Origin of the sequence: Duganella sp. S19_KUP01_CR8, from assembly GCF_036688705.1 — a bacterium.
GTDB lineage: Bacteria > Pseudomonadota > Gammaproteobacteria > Burkholderiales > Burkholderiaceae_D > Rugamonas.
The window spans coordinates 373,903-389,863 of the sequence record NZ_JAQQPR010000001.1 but is presented as its reverse complement, the minus strand read 5'-3'; the positions used below and the strand labels follow the sequence as shown (position 1 = coordinate 389,863).

9 protein-coding genes are annotated in these 15,961 nt (G+C 61.8%); all 9 read right to left on the bottom strand.

All coding sequences use genetic code 11. The features are described 5' to 3' along the window. Positions 1–127: 127 nt before the first annotated feature. On the bottom strand, positions 128–3,253 hold the full coding sequence (locus tag V6M89_RS01640) for a TonB-dependent receptor (RefSeq protein ID WP_332851517.1): 3,126 nt from the start codon (positions 3,251–3,253) through the stop codon (positions 128–130). Between the two features lie 573 nt (positions 3,254–3,826). Further along, complete coding sequence (gene typA / locus V6M89_RS01635) at positions 3,827–5,659, bottom strand: translational GTPase TypA (protein WP_332851516.1); 1,833 nt, start codon at positions 5,657–5,659, stop codon at positions 3,827–3,829. A gap of 190 nt (positions 5,660–5,849) precedes the next feature. Then, the gene (gene truB, locus V6M89_RS01630) at positions 5,850–6,773 is read right to left on the bottom strand and encodes a tRNA pseudouridine(55) synthase TruB (RefSeq protein ID WP_332851515.1); all 924 of its coding nucleotides are present in this window, start codon (positions 6,771–6,773) and stop codon (positions 5,850–5,852) included. 93 nt (positions 6,774–6,866) lie between these two features. Next, entirely contained in the window at positions 6,867–7,283 is a 417-nt protein-coding gene (gene rbfA / locus V6M89_RS01625) for a 30S ribosome-binding factor RbfA (protein WP_332851514.1), read from the bottom strand. A gap of 90 nt (positions 7,284–7,373) precedes the next feature. Then, the gene (gene infB / locus V6M89_RS01620; protein ID WP_332851513.1) at positions 7,374–10,244 is read right to left on the bottom strand and encodes a translation initiation factor IF-2; all 2,871 of its coding nucleotides are present in this window, start codon (positions 10,242–10,244) and stop codon (positions 7,374–7,376) included. A gap of 46 nt (positions 10,245–10,290) precedes the next feature. Continuing rightward, positions 10,291–11,856, bottom strand: a complete 1,566-nt coding sequence (nusA, locus tag V6M89_RS01615; RefSeq protein WP_008445733.1) for a transcription termination factor NusA — start codon at positions 11,854–11,856, stop codon at positions 10,291–10,293. Further along, positions 11,853–12,341, bottom strand: coding sequence for a ribosome maturation factor RimP (gene rimP / locus V6M89_RS01610; RefSeq protein ID WP_026335094.1), 489 nt, complete (start codon positions 12,339–12,341; stop codon positions 11,853–11,855). Before rimP ends, nusA begins: the two co-directional genes overlap by 4 nt. Positions 12,342–12,695: 354 nt before the next feature. Beyond that, on the bottom strand, positions 12,696–14,930 hold the full coding sequence (locus tag V6M89_RS01605; protein ID WP_332851512.1) for a pseudouridine synthase: 2,235 nt from the start codon (positions 14,928–14,930) through the stop codon (positions 12,696–12,698). After that, complete coding sequence (gene scpB, locus V6M89_RS01600; protein WP_116993387.1) at positions 14,917–15,696, bottom strand: SMC-Scp complex subunit ScpB; 780 nt, start codon at positions 15,694–15,696, stop codon at positions 14,917–14,919. The genes V6M89_RS01605 and scpB overlap by 14 nt, the downstream gene beginning before the upstream one ends. Positions 15,697–15,961 lie beyond the last annotated feature (265 nt).

Here is a 15,961-nt window from a genome sequence, read left to right as displayed (position 1 = left end):
CCATGCGATTTATGCTGCCATGCATCAAAGTACCCTAGCGCAAACGAAAACGCAAACGAAACCCACGTAGCGGCGGCGCATAAAAAAACCGCAGACTAAGCTGCGGTTTTGACAGGCTACACGCGGATTAGAACTTGTGGTTGTATTCCACAGTGAACTTGGCCGAACGCGGGGTCTGGAAGGTGGTGAGCTGGTTGTAGCGCGGATCGATCACCGTGCTGTCGCCGGCGTCGTAGGCGGTTTCCTGCGACAAGGCGGCATGGGCGTTCAGCGCATTGAACACTTCCAGCTTCAGCGACAGGCCCTTGGCGAAGGCCGGCGCATAGACCAGGTTCAGGTCCAGGCGCTTTTCCCAAGGCAGGCGGCCGAGCGTACCGCGTGGCACGGCAACGCCGCCGCAGCTGAAGTACTCAGGACCATAGCCAGGACCACCGTAGGTGATGCCGTTCGGGTAGGCTGGATCGGTACCCTGGTCGGCAGCGTCATTGGTACCCAGGCAGACCACCGGGCGACCGGACTGGACCAGCAGGTTGCCGCCGACCGACCACTCAGGCGTGACCTGGTAGAAGCCGTAGGCCTTCAGCTGATGCTTGCGGTCGTTAGGCAGCAGGCCATCGTTGCCCGGAGCGAACTCAGGGAAGTCCCAGGCGGCCGAGGTGCCGACGTCCTTCTGGCCGGTGTCGGAACGGGTCTGGCCTTCCATATTGCCCTTGCTACGCGACAGCGTGTAGTACAGCTTGCCGTACCAGCCGTTGCGCAGCGGGTGCTCCAGGTAGAAGTCCAGCGCGGCGTAGCTGCGGCTCGCTTCCGGTTCGCCAATTTCGGCGGCCGTGAAGTGCGCCAGCTGGCCCTTGCCGGTCACCAGCGGATTGCCGTTGACGTCGTGGCCATCGACCCATACCGTCACGTCCTTGCCCGGATTGTAGATGAAGCAGTTCATGAACTGTGTGCCGTGCACTTCAATGCCGTGCGCCACCGCAAAGGCGTACAACGGACGGGTGTCGCAGCTGTCGTCGATACCGGCGCCCAGTTTACGGAAGGTGCCCTTGACGCCGAAGTTCAGGTCCGGGCTGAACATCTTCTCGAAACCCAGCGTGATTTCATCCTGGTAGTTCGGCTTCAGGTCGGCCGCCACCACTGCGCGTGGATTCTTCAGCGTACCGTATTCGCCGTCCACCGAGACCGGCACGTTGATGGCGCGCTGGCCCAGCGGTGCGCCGGTGGTTGGATCGATGCCGGTGTAGGTGAAGTCCTGGGTGGTCAGGGTCGAGCGGCTGGCGGCGCGGGCCGCAACGCCGGTTGGCAGCTGCAGGAAGTAGCGGCCGGCGCTACCGAAGATCTTCAGTGTAGCGTCACCGTTCACGTCCCACGAGGCGGACAGGCGCGGCGCGATTTCGTTCTTCATGTCGATGAACTTCTCGCCGTCGCCGTTCGAGTTGCTGTAGGCGTCGCTACGGATGCCGGCGGTGACCAGCAGCTTGGGCGTGACCTGCCACACGTCCTCGAAGTACTGGGCCGACTGGGTGGCCGAGGCGTCGGTGATCGAGCTGAAGATGCTCTGGCGGGCATAGTAGCCGTCCACGCCGGAACCGCCGAAGTTGGCGACCACGCCAGGACGGGAACCTGACAGCGGCACCGGCTGGTTGGCTTTGCCGATGCCGACGAAGCGGTAGGTCCACGAGGAGCCGCCGCTGGTCGAGTAGCCGGCGCCGATGGTTTCCATCTTGCTCGAATCGATACCAGCGCGCAGCAGGTGGGTGCCGAGTTTATATGTGAGGTCCAGACGGCCGGATTTGACTTCGTCCGAGCCAGGACCGGCGCGGCTGCCGGAGAACACGTTGTAGTTGCGATATAGGCTGGACGGAACCTGCGGCCACTGGCTGGCCGCAGCCGTGGTGCCGATGCTCGGTGGCAGGCCGGCCGAGCTGCCGGAGTAGGCGCCGCCGACCTCGTAGCTGGTGCCGCGCTCGGTTTTCATCCGGCCGTACAGGCCGTTGATGGCGAAGTCATCGGTAATCTGACCGGTGTACTTCAGCATGTTCAGCTCAGCTCCCGGCGTGTTGTTCGGGTAAGCCGGATCGGTGGCGCCGAGGTTTTTGCCGGTGGCCGAATTGTACAGATTGCCGGTCGGGGTGCCGTCCAGCATCGCCGCGGCGTTCGGGTTGTTCGGGTTCAGCGTGAAGCCGTATTTCTGGTAGCGGGTGCGGGTGCTGTTGCCGGCGCTGGTGAATTCCAGGCGATGGTCATCGGTGATGTTCCAGTCCAGCTTGCCCAGCCAGCGGTTGTCCCAGGTACGGTTGGAGTTGAAGCCTTGTTGGCCGATGGTGATCGGGTTGGTGACCGAGGTGACGCCGATGTACGAATCCTTGGTGATGGTCTGGTCCGCCGACACGAACATGAACAGCTTGTCCTTGATGATCGGACCGCCGACGTAGGCGCCGTATTCGTTGGCCGTGATGCTGCGGGTATCGTAGCGATTGTCCAGCTTTCCATCGGTGGTGACGTTGTTCTTGTCGCCGGTGACGGGGTAGTACAGGTTCTGGCGCTTGGCGCGCAGGCCGTTGGGCTGGACGCTGTAGGTGGCGCCGGCTTCCCAGGTGTTGGTGCCGCTCTTCGACGTGATGCTCAGCACGCCGCCGATGGAGCGGCCAAATTCCGCGCCGAAGCCGCCGGTCATCACCGAAGCCTGCTGGATGGCGCCGAACGGCAGTTCAAACGCGCCCAGCTGGGACAGCGAGTTGGTGATCGGGAAGCCGTTCAGGTAGAACGCGTTCTCCGACTGGCCGCTGCCGCCGAAGGAAGCTGTGTTGCCGTAGGCCGAGTCACCCTTGGTGGTGTTCGGCGCCAGCAGCACGATCGAGTTCAGGGTTTGCTGGACCGGCAGCTTGGCCAGGTCCTTGGCGGTGAACACGGCGCCGTTGTTGGTGTTGGAAACGTCGATGCGGTTGCGGCGCCCCGTCACCTGCACCGCCGCAACCACGGCGCTGAACGAGGCGTTGCTGCCCTGGCCTGCCAGCACGTCGATTTCCGTGGTCTGGGCGATTTTGCCGTCGCGTACCAGCTCGACGCGGTAGTGGCCGGCCGGGATGTTGGTGGCCGAGTAGCGGCCGCCGGCGTCGGCGCTGATGCTGCGCTTCAGGCCGGTCTCGGTGTTGGTCATGGTGATGGAGGTGCCCGCAGGCGATTCCACGGTACCGAAGATAATCCCCGAAGCATTCGACTGCGCCATGGCCGGCTGGACCACGCCGGTCATGACTACCGCCGTGCCAAAGGCGATAGTTAACGCGCGAGCGATAACAGTTTTTCTTAACATGTGATTTCCCAATTTTCCGATTTGAAAAAAGCTTGGTTGACGGCCGGTACGTGGGTAAGCACGTCCGACCGTCACCAGCTATGTTTTATATTTGCCCCAACTTTTTCCGGTCACGGAAACGCCTGTTTGACGCGCCCGTTGAAACTGACTTGCGGTTAGCAAGACGAGCTCAAGCATCGATAAAACCACGCGGCCTAAAATAGTGTCAATTGCGCATGCAGAGTTTCATCAACAAAACAACGTTTATTTTTATGTCATATTGTAACGCACCATTTTGGTGCAAAACTCACTATGACGGTGCGGGCAAATCCCGGATTTTGCGAAACTATATTAATTAATTCAACCTCTTAACCGCATAAAGATATGCTGATTTCGCATGCCACTAAATTTTACGCAGACGGCCCTTTTCGGAAAACAGCCTCCGGCAGAGGGTCAAAATGACAAAAAGCCGCCCAGTTTGCACTGGGCGGCTTTCACGCCTTGACGGCGGTTTGAACTGCTGCGGACGCCGTATTACGCGTCGCGCGATGCCTTCTTACGCTCGTGCTCTTTCAGGAAGCGCTTGCGCAGACGGATCGATTTCGGGGTGATTTCCACCAGTTCGTCGTCGTCGATGAATTCCACGGCGTATTCCAGCGACATCTGGATAGGCGGCACCAGGCGCACTGCTTCGTCGGTACCCGACGAACGCACGTTGGTCAGCTGCTTGCCCTTGATCGGGTTGACGACCAGATCGTTGTCGCGCGAGTGGATACCGATGATCATGCCTTCGTACACCGGGTCGTTGTGGACCACGAACATACGGCCGCGATCCTGCAGTTTCCAGATGGCGTAGGCCACGGCTGCGCCGTCGTCCTGCGAGATCAGCACGCCGTTGCGACGGCCGCCCAGTTCACCCTTGGTGTTGTCCACTGGCGCGTATTCGTCGAACACGTGCGACATCAGGCCGGTACCGCGGGTCAGGGTCATGAATTCGCCCTGGAAGCCGATCAGGCCGCGCGCCGGGATCTTGTATTCCAGACGCACACGGCCTTTGCCGTCGGATTCCATGTTCTGCAGGTCGCCACGACGACGGCCCAGTTCTTCCATCACGCCGCCCTGGTTGGCTTCTTCGACGTCAACGCTCAGTTGCTCGAACGGCTCGTGGCGCACGCCATCAACCATTTTGAACACCACGCGTGGACGCGACACGGCCATCTCGAAACCTTCGCGACGCATGTTTTCGATCAGGATGGTCAGGTGCAGCTCGCCGCGACCCGAGACTTCGAAGATCGTGTCGTCGTCGGTCGGGGCCACGCGCAGCGCGACGTTGGCTTTCAGTTCTTTGTCCAGACGATCGCGCAGCTGGCGCGAGGTGACGAACTTGCCTTCGCGGCCGGCCAGTGGCGAGTTGTTGACCATGAAGTTCATGGTCAGGGTAGGCTCGTCGACGGTCAGCATTGGCAGCGGCTCAGGGGTGTCCAGCGCGCACAGCGTCGAACCGATGCCGATTTCGTCGATACCGTTGATCAGGCAGATGTCGCCGGCGACAGCTTCGTTCACCAGCACGCGCTCCAGACCCTTGAAGTTCAGCACCTGGTTGATGCGGCCTTTGATCGGGGTGGCGCCTGGGCCATTGATGACCAGGACGTCCTGGCCGACCTTGACGGTGCCACGGTTGACGCGGCCAATGCCGATCTTGCCGACGTAGGACGAGTAGTCCAGCGACGTGATTTGCATCTGCAGCGGGCCTTCTGGATTGTCATCGCGCACAGGCACGTGTTCCAGGATGGCGTCGAACAGCGGCTTCATGTCGCCATCGCGCACTTCTTCGGTCAGGCCGGCGTAGCCGTTCAGGCCCGAAGCGTAGACGACTGGGAAGTCCAGCTGTTCATCGGTCGCGCCCAGCTTGTCGAACAGTTCGAAAGTCTGGTTGATCGCCCACTCAGGACGTGCGCCTGGACGGTCGACCTTGTTGACCACGACGATAGGCTTCAGGCCCAGCGCCAGTGCCTTGCGGGTCACGAAGCGGGTCTGTGGCATCGGGCCTTCCTGCGCATCGATCAGCAGCAGAACCGAGTCCACCATCGACAGCACGCGCTCCACTTCGCCGCCGAAGTCGGCGTGGCCTGGGGTGTCGACGATGTTGATGTGGGTGCCTTCGTACTCAACAGCGCAGTTCTTCGACAGAATCGTAATGCCGCGCTCCTTTTCGAGGTCGTTCGAGTCCATGACACGGTTGTCGACCGCTTGGTTTTCACGGAAGGTGCCGGACTGACGCAGCAGTTGATCCACCAGGGTAGTTTTACCGTGGTCAACGTGGGCGATGATGGCGATATTACGAATTGCGCGTTTTGTAGTAGACATGGTCGTTATATTTGCTGAAAAACTGCGGGTGCGTACATGACGTACGGGAGTGGCCAATTTCTGGAACCGCGTAGTATAGCATGTTGCGGTGCAACTCCCTCTGAAATCCTGAATATTTTCAAAGAGTTGCTTGTACCCCGCAAAACGCTACGGCCGGGGTCTGACCCCGTATGGGGTCAGACCCCTTGCTTTAGGGGTTGACGAAGGCGATCAAACGTTCCGGCGCCAGGATGCTGTACTCGCCCAACTGGGCGGTGCCGAGCAGCTTGTCGTCCAGGTAGACGCGGACTCTGCCCTCTTCGGCCGGTACAGCCACGGGCTCCTTGCCCAGCGCCAGGCGCTGGCCGTTGAGGAAGCGCTTGGCCAGCTCGGCGTTCAGCTGCACCGCCGGGAAACTGGCCAGCAAGGCATCGACCGGCGCGAGCAGGCTGAGCGGCGCTTCGTGGGCGATCAACTGCTCCAAGGTCAGCATGCCGTCCATGGTCAGCGCGCCGACCTGGGTGCGGCGCAGCGCGTTCAGGTGGGCGCCGCAGCCGAGCGCTTCGCCGATGTCCTGGCCCAGCACGCGGATGTAGGTGCCCTTGCTGCAGGTGACCACCAGCTTCAGGAACGGCGCCTCGTAGGACACCAGCTCCAGCTTGTGGATGATGACGTTGCGCGCCTCGCGCTCCAGCGTGATGCCGGCGCGGGCGTACTCGTACAGCGGCTTGCCGTCGCGCTTCAGCGCCGAATACATCGGCGGCACTTGCGCGATCGGACCGCGGAATTTTTCCAGCACGGCGTGGATCTGCTCCAGCGTGACATTGACGTCGTGGCTGGCGATGACTTCGCCCTCGGTGTCGCCGGTGTCGGTGGTCTGGCCCAGGTGCACCGTGGTTTCGTAGGTCTTGTCGGCTTCCAGCAAGTCCTGCGAGAACTTGGTGGCCTCGCCAAAGCACAGCGGCAGCAGGCCGGTGGCGAACGGGTCCAGGGTGCCGGTGTGGCCGGCCTTCTTGGCGTTCAGCACGCGCTTGGCCTTGATCAGTGCATCGTTGCTGGAGAAGCCGACCGGCTTGTCGAGCAGCAGCACGCCGTCGACCAGGTCGCGGACTTTTTTAGGATGGTTTTGCTTCATAGGTATTGGATGCTCAGTATGGGTTCCCGCGTTCGCGGGAACGACGGCGCGCAGCGTCATTCCCGCGCAGGCGGGAATCCATAGAACGCAGGATTACTCCGCGTCCTTGCCCTCTTCGGCCGGCGCCTGGTCGTCGTCCAGCGAGCGGGTGCTGTTGGCCTGGTCGATCAGCAAGGACAGTTCCATGCCGCGCGCGGTCGAGGTGTCGTGCACGAAGTGCAGCATCGGCAGCGTGTGGATGTGCAGGCGCTTGCCCAGCTGGCCGCGCATATAGCCGGCCGCGGCGGACAGGCCGTCGACGGTGTTCTTGACCTGCTCCTTGCTGTCTTTCAGCATGGTGAAGAAGATCTTGGCGTGCGCGTAATCCGGGGTCACCTGCACTTCGGTGATGGTGATCATGCCGACGCGCGGGTCCTTCAGCTCGTAAGCGATGATTTCGGACAGGTCGCGCTGGATCTGGTCGGCCACGCGCTGACCGCGCTGGGGTATGTTTTTACTATGTTTAGCCATGATATACGGTACTGCTTTCCATAAACGCCAAGTGGACGGTAGCAAGTATGCTCCCGTCCACCCGGTTAAAACTACTCTAATCGCAACTGATTACAGCGTACGAGCGATTTCCTGAACTTCGAACACTTCCAGGGAGTCGCCCACCTGGATGTCGTTGTAGTTCTTCAGCGACAGACCGCATTCCAGGCCGGCGCGTACGTCTTTCGCATCGTCCTTGAAGCGTTTGAGCGAGTCGATCTCGCCGGTCCACACCACGATGTTGTTGCGCAGCAGGCGTACCGAGGACGAACGCTTGACCACGCCATCGGTGACCAGGCAACCGGCGATGGCGCCGACTTTCGAGACCAGGATAACCTGGCGAATCTCGACCTGACCGATAACGGTTTCGCGCTTCTCCGGTGCCAACATGCCCGACAACGCCGATTTGATCTCGTCGATCGCATCGTAAATGATGTTGTAGTAGCGGATGTCCACGCCGTTCGACTCGGCCAGCTTGCGCGCCTGTGCATCGGCACGGGCGTTGAAGCCGATGATGACCGCTTTCGAGGCGACCGCCAGGTTGACGTCCGATTCGGTGATGCCGCCGACCGCTGCGTGCACAACCTGTACGCGCACTTCGGAAGTCGACAGTTTCTGCAGCGAGCTGACCAACGCCTCCTGCGAACCCTGCACGTCGGTCTTGATGATCAGCGGCAGGTTCTTGACTTCGCCTTCGGCCATCTGGTCGAACATGTTTTCCAGCTTCGCGGCTTGCTGCTTGGCCAGTTTCACGTCGCGGAACTTACCTTGACGGAACAGGCCGATCTCACGGGCTTTACGCTCGTCAGCCATGACCATGACTTCTTCACCGGCTTGCGGCACTTCGGTCAGGCCCTGGATTTCGACCGGGATCGAAGGACCGGCTTCGTTGATCGACTTGCCGTTCTCGTCCAGCATCGCACGAACGCGACCGAAGGAGGAGCCAGCCAGGATCACGTCGCCGCGCTTCAGCGTACCGGATTGCACCAGGATGGTCGCGACCGGGCCCTTGCCCTTGTCCAGACGCCCCTCGACCACCAGACCGCGCGCAGGCGCATCGATCGGGGCCTTCAGTTCCAGTACTTCGGCTTGCAGCAGCACCTGTTCCAGCAGGGCGTCGATGCCCTGGCCGGTCTTGGCCGACACCGGCACGAATGGCGATTCGCCACCGTATTCTTCCGGCACCACTTGTTCGGCAACCAGTTCCTGCGTTACACGGTCAACGTTGCCGCCCGGTTTGTCGATCTTGTTGATCGCGACAACCAGAGGCACGCCGGCCGCTTTCGCGTGGGCGATCGCTTCCTTCGTTTGCGGCATCACGCCGTCGTCGGCCGCCACCACCAGGATGACGATGTCGGTTGCTTTCGCACCGCGGGCACGCATGGCCGTAAAGGCTTCGTGACCTGGCGTATCGAGGAAGGTGATCATGCCGCCCGGCGTGTCGACGTGGTAAGCGCCGATGTGCTGGGTAATGCCGCCGGCTTCGCCCGACGCCACTTTGGCGCGGCGGATGTAATCCAGCAGCGAGGTCTTACCGTGGTCGACGTGACCCATGACGGTGACCACGGGAGCGCGCGGCAGCGATTCAAAGTGAGCGTGCTCACCCTGGTCGGCCAGCAGTGCTTCCGGATCGTCCATCTCGGCGGCGAACGCCTTGTGGCCCATTTCCTCGACCAGAATCATCGCGGTTTCCTGGTCCAGCACCTGGTTGATGGTGCACATCTGGCCCAGCTTCATCAGTTGCTTGATGACTTCGGAAGCCTTGACGGACATCTTGTGCGCCAGTTCGGCCACGGTGATGGTTTCCGGCACGTAGACGTCTTTGATGACGGCTTCGGTCGGCGCCTGGAAATTGGTTTCGCGGTCATCGGAGTGCGAGCCACGACGGCCGCCACCCTTGCCACCACTGCGCCAGCCGTCACGGCCACCGGAACCGGTGTTGCCACGGCCCTTGTTGGCGGTGCTGCCAGGTGCGCCGCGTTTCTTGGCGTCGTCCTGCCAGGTCGACGAGACATTGGCCGACTTGATCGACTTCTTGTCCGCGGTGACAGGCTTCTTGTCGCCAGGCTTGTCGCCCGGTTTGGCGACGGCGCCGGTGGCTGGCTTGTGCAGCGTACCTTCGGCAACCTTGGCCTTGACCGGCACAGGCACTGGTTCAGGGGCTTTGATGGCGCGACGCGGCGCGTTCATCATGGCCTTGATCTGGGCGACTTCGTCAGCCACGGCCTTGCGTGCCAGCTCGGTGGCGGCCGCTTTGTCGGCGGCTTCCTTGGCGGCGGCGGCGGCCTTCTTCTTGGCTTCGTCGGCAGCGGCTTTCTTCTTCTCTTCGGCGGCGGCGTCGGCCACAACCGGCGCAGCGCCGGCAGCGGTGGCGGTCGCGGCGGCAGCAGCCTTGGCGGCGGCTTTCTTCGCTTCGGAGTCGGCTTCCTTCTTGGCTTCGGCTTCGGCGGCGGCGGTGGCTTTCGCTTGCGCTTCCTTCTCCGATTCCAGCTTGGCCAGGCGTTCCTGCTTCTCGCGCAGTTCCGCTTCCTGACGTGCGATCAGTTCTGCTTGCTTACGTGCTTCTTCTTCACGGCGAGCGACTTCGGCCTCGTCCACCACCGGAGCGGCAGGCGCCGCCGGCGCGGCAGCAACCGGCTCGTCGCGCTGGACGAAGGTGCGTACCTTCTTCACAGCGACCTGAATCGTGCGGGCCTTGCCATTGGCGTCGGCCTGCTTGATTTCAGTGGTTTCTTTGCGCGTCAGCGTGATCTTCTTCTTTTCGGTATCAGCCGATGCACCGTGGGTACGGCGCAAGTGATCAAGCAGCTTATCCTTATCATCTTTCGACAATGGATCTGACGTCGAACTTTTTTCGACGCCGGCAGAACGCAGCTGCGTCAGCAGCAAATCTGCAGGCATCTTCAGTTCGGTGGCAAATTGGGCTACGTTGTTACTCGCCATTCAGTCCTCTTTTCTATGTGTCGCGGAGATGATAAAGATACTCAAATTAAGCCTTTGCGGATTCGGCAAGACTCCATGCCTTGGCTTGCAAGCCTTTGGCACGATCGTCGTACTTTGAGTCAACCAACTTCATCTCATCGTCGGTCACATCTTCAAATTCACTCTTAATCAGTTCTCGTGCACGGTCGGCGGACAGGGCCAAAATGGCGCCAAATTCGTCGTAAGCCAGTGCAGCAAATGCTTCTACAGTCTTGATACCAGCCAGGCCCAGCTTGCCGGCGGTGATGCGGTCCATGCCTTCCAGACCGACCAGCGCCTCGTCCATGCCTTCCAGGCCTTCTTCCGAAGCGATCGCTTCGGTGACCAGGGCGTCACGGGCGCGGGTGCGCAGTTCGTTGACGGTATCTTCGTCGAACGATTCGATTTCCAGCATTTCGGAGATCGGCACGTAGGCGATTTCTTCCAGGCTGGCAAAGCCCTCTTCCACCAGGATGTCGGCGACTTCCTGGTCGACGTCCAGTTTTTCCATGAACAGTGCACGCACTGCCGCGGTTTCCTGGGCTGCCTTGTCGGCCGATTCTTCGGCCGTCATGATGTTGATCTTCCAGCCGGTCAGGTCGGAAGCCAGGCGCACGTTCTGGCCGGAGCGGCCGATCGCAATCGCCAGGTTTTCTTCGTCGACCACGACGTCCATCGCGTGCTTCTCTTCGTCGACCATGATCGACGAGACATTGGCCGGAGCCAGCGCGCCGATAACGAATTGCGCCGGATCTTCGGACCACAGCACGATGTCGACGCGTTCGCCGCCCAGCTCACCGGTCACGGCCTGCACGCGCGAACCGCGCATGCCGACGCAGGTACCGATCGGGTCGATGCGCTTGTCGGCCGTGTAGACGGCGATCTTGGCGCGGACGCCGGCATCGCGTGCCGCCGATTTAATTTCCAGCATGCCTTGCTCGATTTCCGGCACTTCCAGCTCGAACAGCTTCATGATGAAGTCTGGAGCGGTGCGCGACAGGATCACTTGCGGGCCGCGCATATTGCGGTCGATACGCAGGATGAAGGCGCGGACGCGGTCACCGATACGCAGGTTTTCTTTCGGGATCATCTGGTCGCGTGGCAGGCGGGCTTCGATCTTGCCCGATTCGACGATTGCATCGCCGCGTTCCATGCGCTTGATGGTGCCCGTGACGAGCGAGTCGCCGCGTTCCAGGAAGTCCACCAGGATCTGTTCGCGCTCGGCGTCACGCACGCGCTGCAGGACGACCTGTTTGGTGTCTTGCGCAAAGCGGCGGCCGAATTCGACGGATTCGATAGGCTCTTCGATGTGGTCGTCCACTTCGATGTCCGGAATCTGTTCCTTGGCTTCGAAGTGCAGGATTTCCTGGTCCGGCAGTTGCAGGCCAGCCTCGTCGGGCACAACGTGCCAGCGGCGGAAGGATTCGAACTCACCCGACTCGCGGTCGATCGAAACGCGGATATCGACTTCACCTTCATAGCGTTTCTTCGTGGCTTGCGCCAACGCGAACTCCAACGCGCCGAAAACCACATCTTTATCGACGTTTTTCTCACGCGCCAGCGCGTCTACCAATAACAAAACTTCGCGACTCATGCTTTGCGTCCCTTAAAAACCACCTGTGGCACCAAGCGTGCCTTATCCATATCGGCGAGCGTAAACTCCAACAGCGCCGGACCATCAGTACCTTCAAATTCCAACGACAAATTATCGCCCTGGGGTTCTTGCAGAATCCCCTGGAACGATTTCCGGTTGTTCGTACCCGGCATCGCGGTGCGCAGTTTGACGATTGCTTCGCAACCGGCAAAACGCACGAAATCTTCCAGCTTGCGCACCGGGCGATCCAGCCCTGGCGACGAGATTTCGAGACGCTCGTAATTCACGTTCTCGACCGTCAGCACGTGCGACAGCTGATGACTGACCGTAGCGCAATCCTCTACGGTGATCGGGCCTTTTTCTTCGGCATCGGCGGCGGTGAAATCGATAAACACGCGCAGCACTCCGCGCTCGGCCCGTTCGACATCAACCAGCTCATAGCCCAGACCGGCGACGGTCTTTTCAATTAAATCCGGCAGCTGCAAGAAATTCTCCAAATCAAGGCCTGTTTCCAACTTATTAAAAACAGGCCGTTCAAAACGGTTCACCAAAAAAAAAATGGGCATCTGCCCATCTTCTTGTAATACCAGCCAGATGAAAGCATTCTTAGGGAAGTAACCCGAGAAGAACTTTTACTAGGCTGGTTATTATAACCTTATATGATCTGCGCTGCAATGCCGCACGGGGCGGAAAAGCAGGTACGCAACAGTTCATAACCGGCTACAAGCCCCGAAAACAGGGGCGATGCGGCGTTTTACCCCGCACTGCGCAAGAGGGGTCTGACCCCGCCTGGGGTCAGACCCCGCGGCGTCATCGCCTTGCGGGGGTAAGGCCGACAATTAACCCTTGCGGCGGCGCGGCATGCCATGATCGATGGCGCCGCCACGCGGTGGCTGGTTGCGGCGCGGCGCGCCGGCATTGCCAAAGCCGAAGGTGGTTTGCAGCGGATCCGGCTGACGCGGACCGCGGCTCGGACCCTTGGCCGATTGACCGCCGCCCTGGCCGCCTTGACCGCCTTGGCCGCCCTGCCCACCTTGGCCACCTTGCGGACGACCCTGGCCTTGCGGACGACCGCCCTGGCCCTGCGGACGCGCCGGGCCTTCGCCCAGCGGACGGCCGCCGGCGTAACCGCCGATGCCTTGCGGACGACCGCCTGGACGGCTGGACGTCTGCGCGCCGGCCGGACGACCCTGGCCATTGCCGCCTGGACGACCGCTGCCCTGGGCGCCGCCTGGACGACCCTGGCCACCACCACCCGGACGGCCCTGGCCGCCACCGAAACCACCCTGGCCACGGCCATTGCCGCGTGGGGCCTTGGCGAATGGCATGGCGTTGTCATTGCTGACGTCGGCGCGGTTGAAGTTCGGTTCGTCGTGATCGTCCTCGTCGTCGTCGAAATCGCGATCATCGCGCTCGGCGTCGCGGCCGCGCTGCGGACGCTTTTCCGGACCCTTGTTCTGGGCCGGCTTGGCTTGCTGCGGGCCTTTGCCGCGCGGCGCGGCCGGCGCATCGCTGCCCTTCTTGTCGACGCCGTACGCGCTCAACATGTCGCGCACGGTGTTCTCTTCCAGCTCTTCCCAGCGGCCGCGTTTCAGGCTGCTTGGCAAGGTCATCGCGCCGTAGCGGGTACGGATCAGGCGCGACACGGTCAGGCCGATCGCTTCGAACATGCGGCGCACTTCGCGGTTACGGCCTTCGCCGATGATCACGCGGTACCACTTGTTGATGCCTTCGCCGCCGCCATCAGCGATCTTGGTGAACTGCGCCAGGCCGTCTTCCAGCTCGACGCCGGCCAGCAGCTTCTGGCGCATGCCCTCTTCCAGCACGCCCAGCGTACGCACTGCGTACTCACGGTCGATGTGGTAGCGCGGGTGCATCAGGCGGTTGGCCAGGTCACCGGAAGTGGTGAACAGCAGCAGGCCTTCGGTGTTGAAGTCCAGGCGACCGACGGCCAGCCATTTGCCGGCCTTCATGGTCGGCAGGCGATCGAACACCGATGGACGGCCTTCCGGATCGTCCATCGAGACGATTTCGCCGGCTGGCTTGTGGTACACCAGCACGCGCGGCGGCTTCTTACTGACGCGGCGCTGGATCAGCTTGCCGTTGATGCGCACGGCATCGGTCGGCAGGATGCGCTGGCCGATGTGGGCCGGCTCGCCGTTGACCGACACGCGGCCGGCAACGATCAGGTCTTCCATGTCGCGGCGCGAACCCAGGCCGGCTTCGGCCAGGACTTTGTGCAGCTTCGGCGCGTCGTCGTCCGAGGTCAGGTCGCGGCGCACCACTTTCGGTGCGGCGTGACGGCCCTTGGCCGGCTCGTCGCTGTCGAAAGCGTCCGAAGTGGCGTAGGAGAATGCGGCATCCGCATCGTTGAGCTTGGTGCCGCCGGCGTTCGGGCCGCCGCGTTGCGGCTTGCCGTTCTTGCCTTTGCCGTTCTTGCCGTTACGCTGGCCGTCAGGACGTGGGCCGCGCTCGTGGCGTGGCTTGCCGCCTTCGGTTGGCGCTGCGCCGTCGACTGCGGCAGCGGCTTCGCCTTCGGCGGCGGCCACCGGTTCAGGACGCGGAGGCATCATGGCTTCACGCACGGCGCGCTGTTCGCGCATCTGGCGTGGGCCACGCGGACCGCGCGGACCGCGTGCTGCGCGCTCGCCTTCGGCAGGAGCGGCTTGCGCTTCAACTGCTGGAGCCGAGACTGCGGCTGGGGCGGCTTGCACTGCTGCCGGCGCGGCGTCTGCTGCCGGCACGGCGGCCGGCTTCCTGGCGCGCGGGGCCTTGGCCGGCGCTTCGACTGCCGCAGGCGCGGCGGCTTGCGGCGCGGCCTCGACGGCTTCGGCCGACTTGGCGGCCGGCTTGGCGCGCGGCTTCTTCACCGGGGCCGGCGCATCGGCATCGGCGGCGACAACTTCGGCTTCCGCCTTGGTCTTGCGCTTGGCCTTGGCGGCGACTGGCGCATCGCCGGCGGCTGCTGCTGCCGTATCGGCCTCGATCTGGGCTTTGGTGCGACGCTTAGGCTTGGCGGCCACTTCGGCCGGCACTACGTCGTTGACTGTCTCTGGGGAATTAGGATTGTTCATTATTCGTTTCTTGGTTGTGCTCAGCGTCAACCGTTACATCGGGCGCGGGTTGTGTTTGTGCTTCGTGGCCGGCTTCCGGGCTAGTCGCGGCTTCTGCTTCGGCCACTGGCAACTCGCTATCCGTACCATCTGTTTGTTGCGCGGCATTGTGTGCCGCTTTGTCAAAGTTTTCCTGCAAGGCCGCTTCCAGCGCTGCCATGTCCGGGCCACCGCCTTGCGTATCGCTGATTTGCTGCAAAGGAGGCAGCTGGGACAGCGAATTCAAGCCCAAATCATCTAAAAACTGCTTGGTGGTGCCCAGCAATGCCGGGCGGCCGACGACGTCGCGGTAACCGATGGCGTCTACCCAGCCACGGTCTTCCAGCATCTTGATCGTCTGCGAATTGACGGCTACGCCGCGTATCTCTTCAATATCGCCCCGCGTCACCGGCTGCCGGTAGGCGATGATCGCCAGTGTTTCCAGCGTCGCCCGCGAGTACTTGGGCGGCCTTTCCGGGTTCATGCGGTCGAGGTACAACTTCATCTCGGGGCGGCTCTGGAAGCGCCAGCCGGTCGACAGGCTGATGACTTCAACGCCCTTGCCGGCCCAGTCCAGCCTCAATTCTTCGAGCAGTTCCTTGATCGTATCGGAACCGACTCCGGGTCCGCGCGGCCTGTCCTGGTCATCCACCTCGACAAACAGCTTCTTCAGACTGTGGATCGACAATGGCTCACGAGCGCATAGCAAAGCGGTTTCGAGGACTCTTTTAGCCTCTGCTGTATCCATAGCAATCTTGTGGTTGCATTTTCATGCAAGAAAGAATTCAATCACATTCAGTGAGGCAATGGCCGGCATCGATGATGCTGCCTGCTGGTATAACTCGCTGAAGCTGTTTTCCGACGCCTGGGCCGATGTGCGCCAGGCGGGAGAGAGGGACATGCCGGCAATGGCCGAGGCCCTTGCTTTCTACGTGAAACGTGGCCGGGGAGCGCAGCTTTCGGGCGAAAACACACGTGACCGATCAAAGACATTTCATCCAACAAGCCGAATT

What these genes read in the sequence shown, in the direction of transcription:
- typA (WP_332851516.1), bottom strand. Translation starts at nt 5,659, where the DNA reads ATGTCTACTACAAAACGCGCAATTCGTAATATCGCCATCATCGCCCAC.
- infB (WP_332851513.1), bottom strand. Translation starts at nt 10,244, where the DNA reads ATGGCGAGTAACAACGTAGCCCAATTTGCCACCGAACTGAAGATGCCT.
- V6M89_RS01640 (WP_332851517.1), bottom strand. Translation starts at nt 3,253, where the DNA reads ATGACCGGCGTGGTCCAGCCGGCCATGGCGCAGTCGAATGCTTCGGGG.
- rbfA (WP_332851514.1), bottom strand. Translation starts at nt 7,283, where the DNA reads ATGGCTAAACATAGTAAAAACATACCCCAGCGCGGTCAGCGCGTGGCC.
- scpB (WP_116993387.1), bottom strand. Translation starts at nt 15,696, where the DNA reads ATGGATACAGCAGAGGCTAAAAGAGTCCTCGAAACCGCTTTGCTATGC.
- V6M89_RS01605 (WP_332851512.1), bottom strand. Translation starts at nt 14,930, where the DNA reads ATGAACAATCCTAATTCCCCAGAGACAGTCAACGACGTAGTGCCGGCC.
- truB (WP_332851515.1), bottom strand. Translation starts at nt 6,773, where the DNA reads ATGAAGCAAAACCATCCTAAAAAAGTCCGCGACCTGGTCGACGGCGTG.
- nusA (WP_008445733.1), bottom strand. Translation starts at nt 11,856, where the DNA reads ATGAGTCGCGAAGTTTTGTTATTGGTAGACGCGCTGGCGCGTGAGAAA.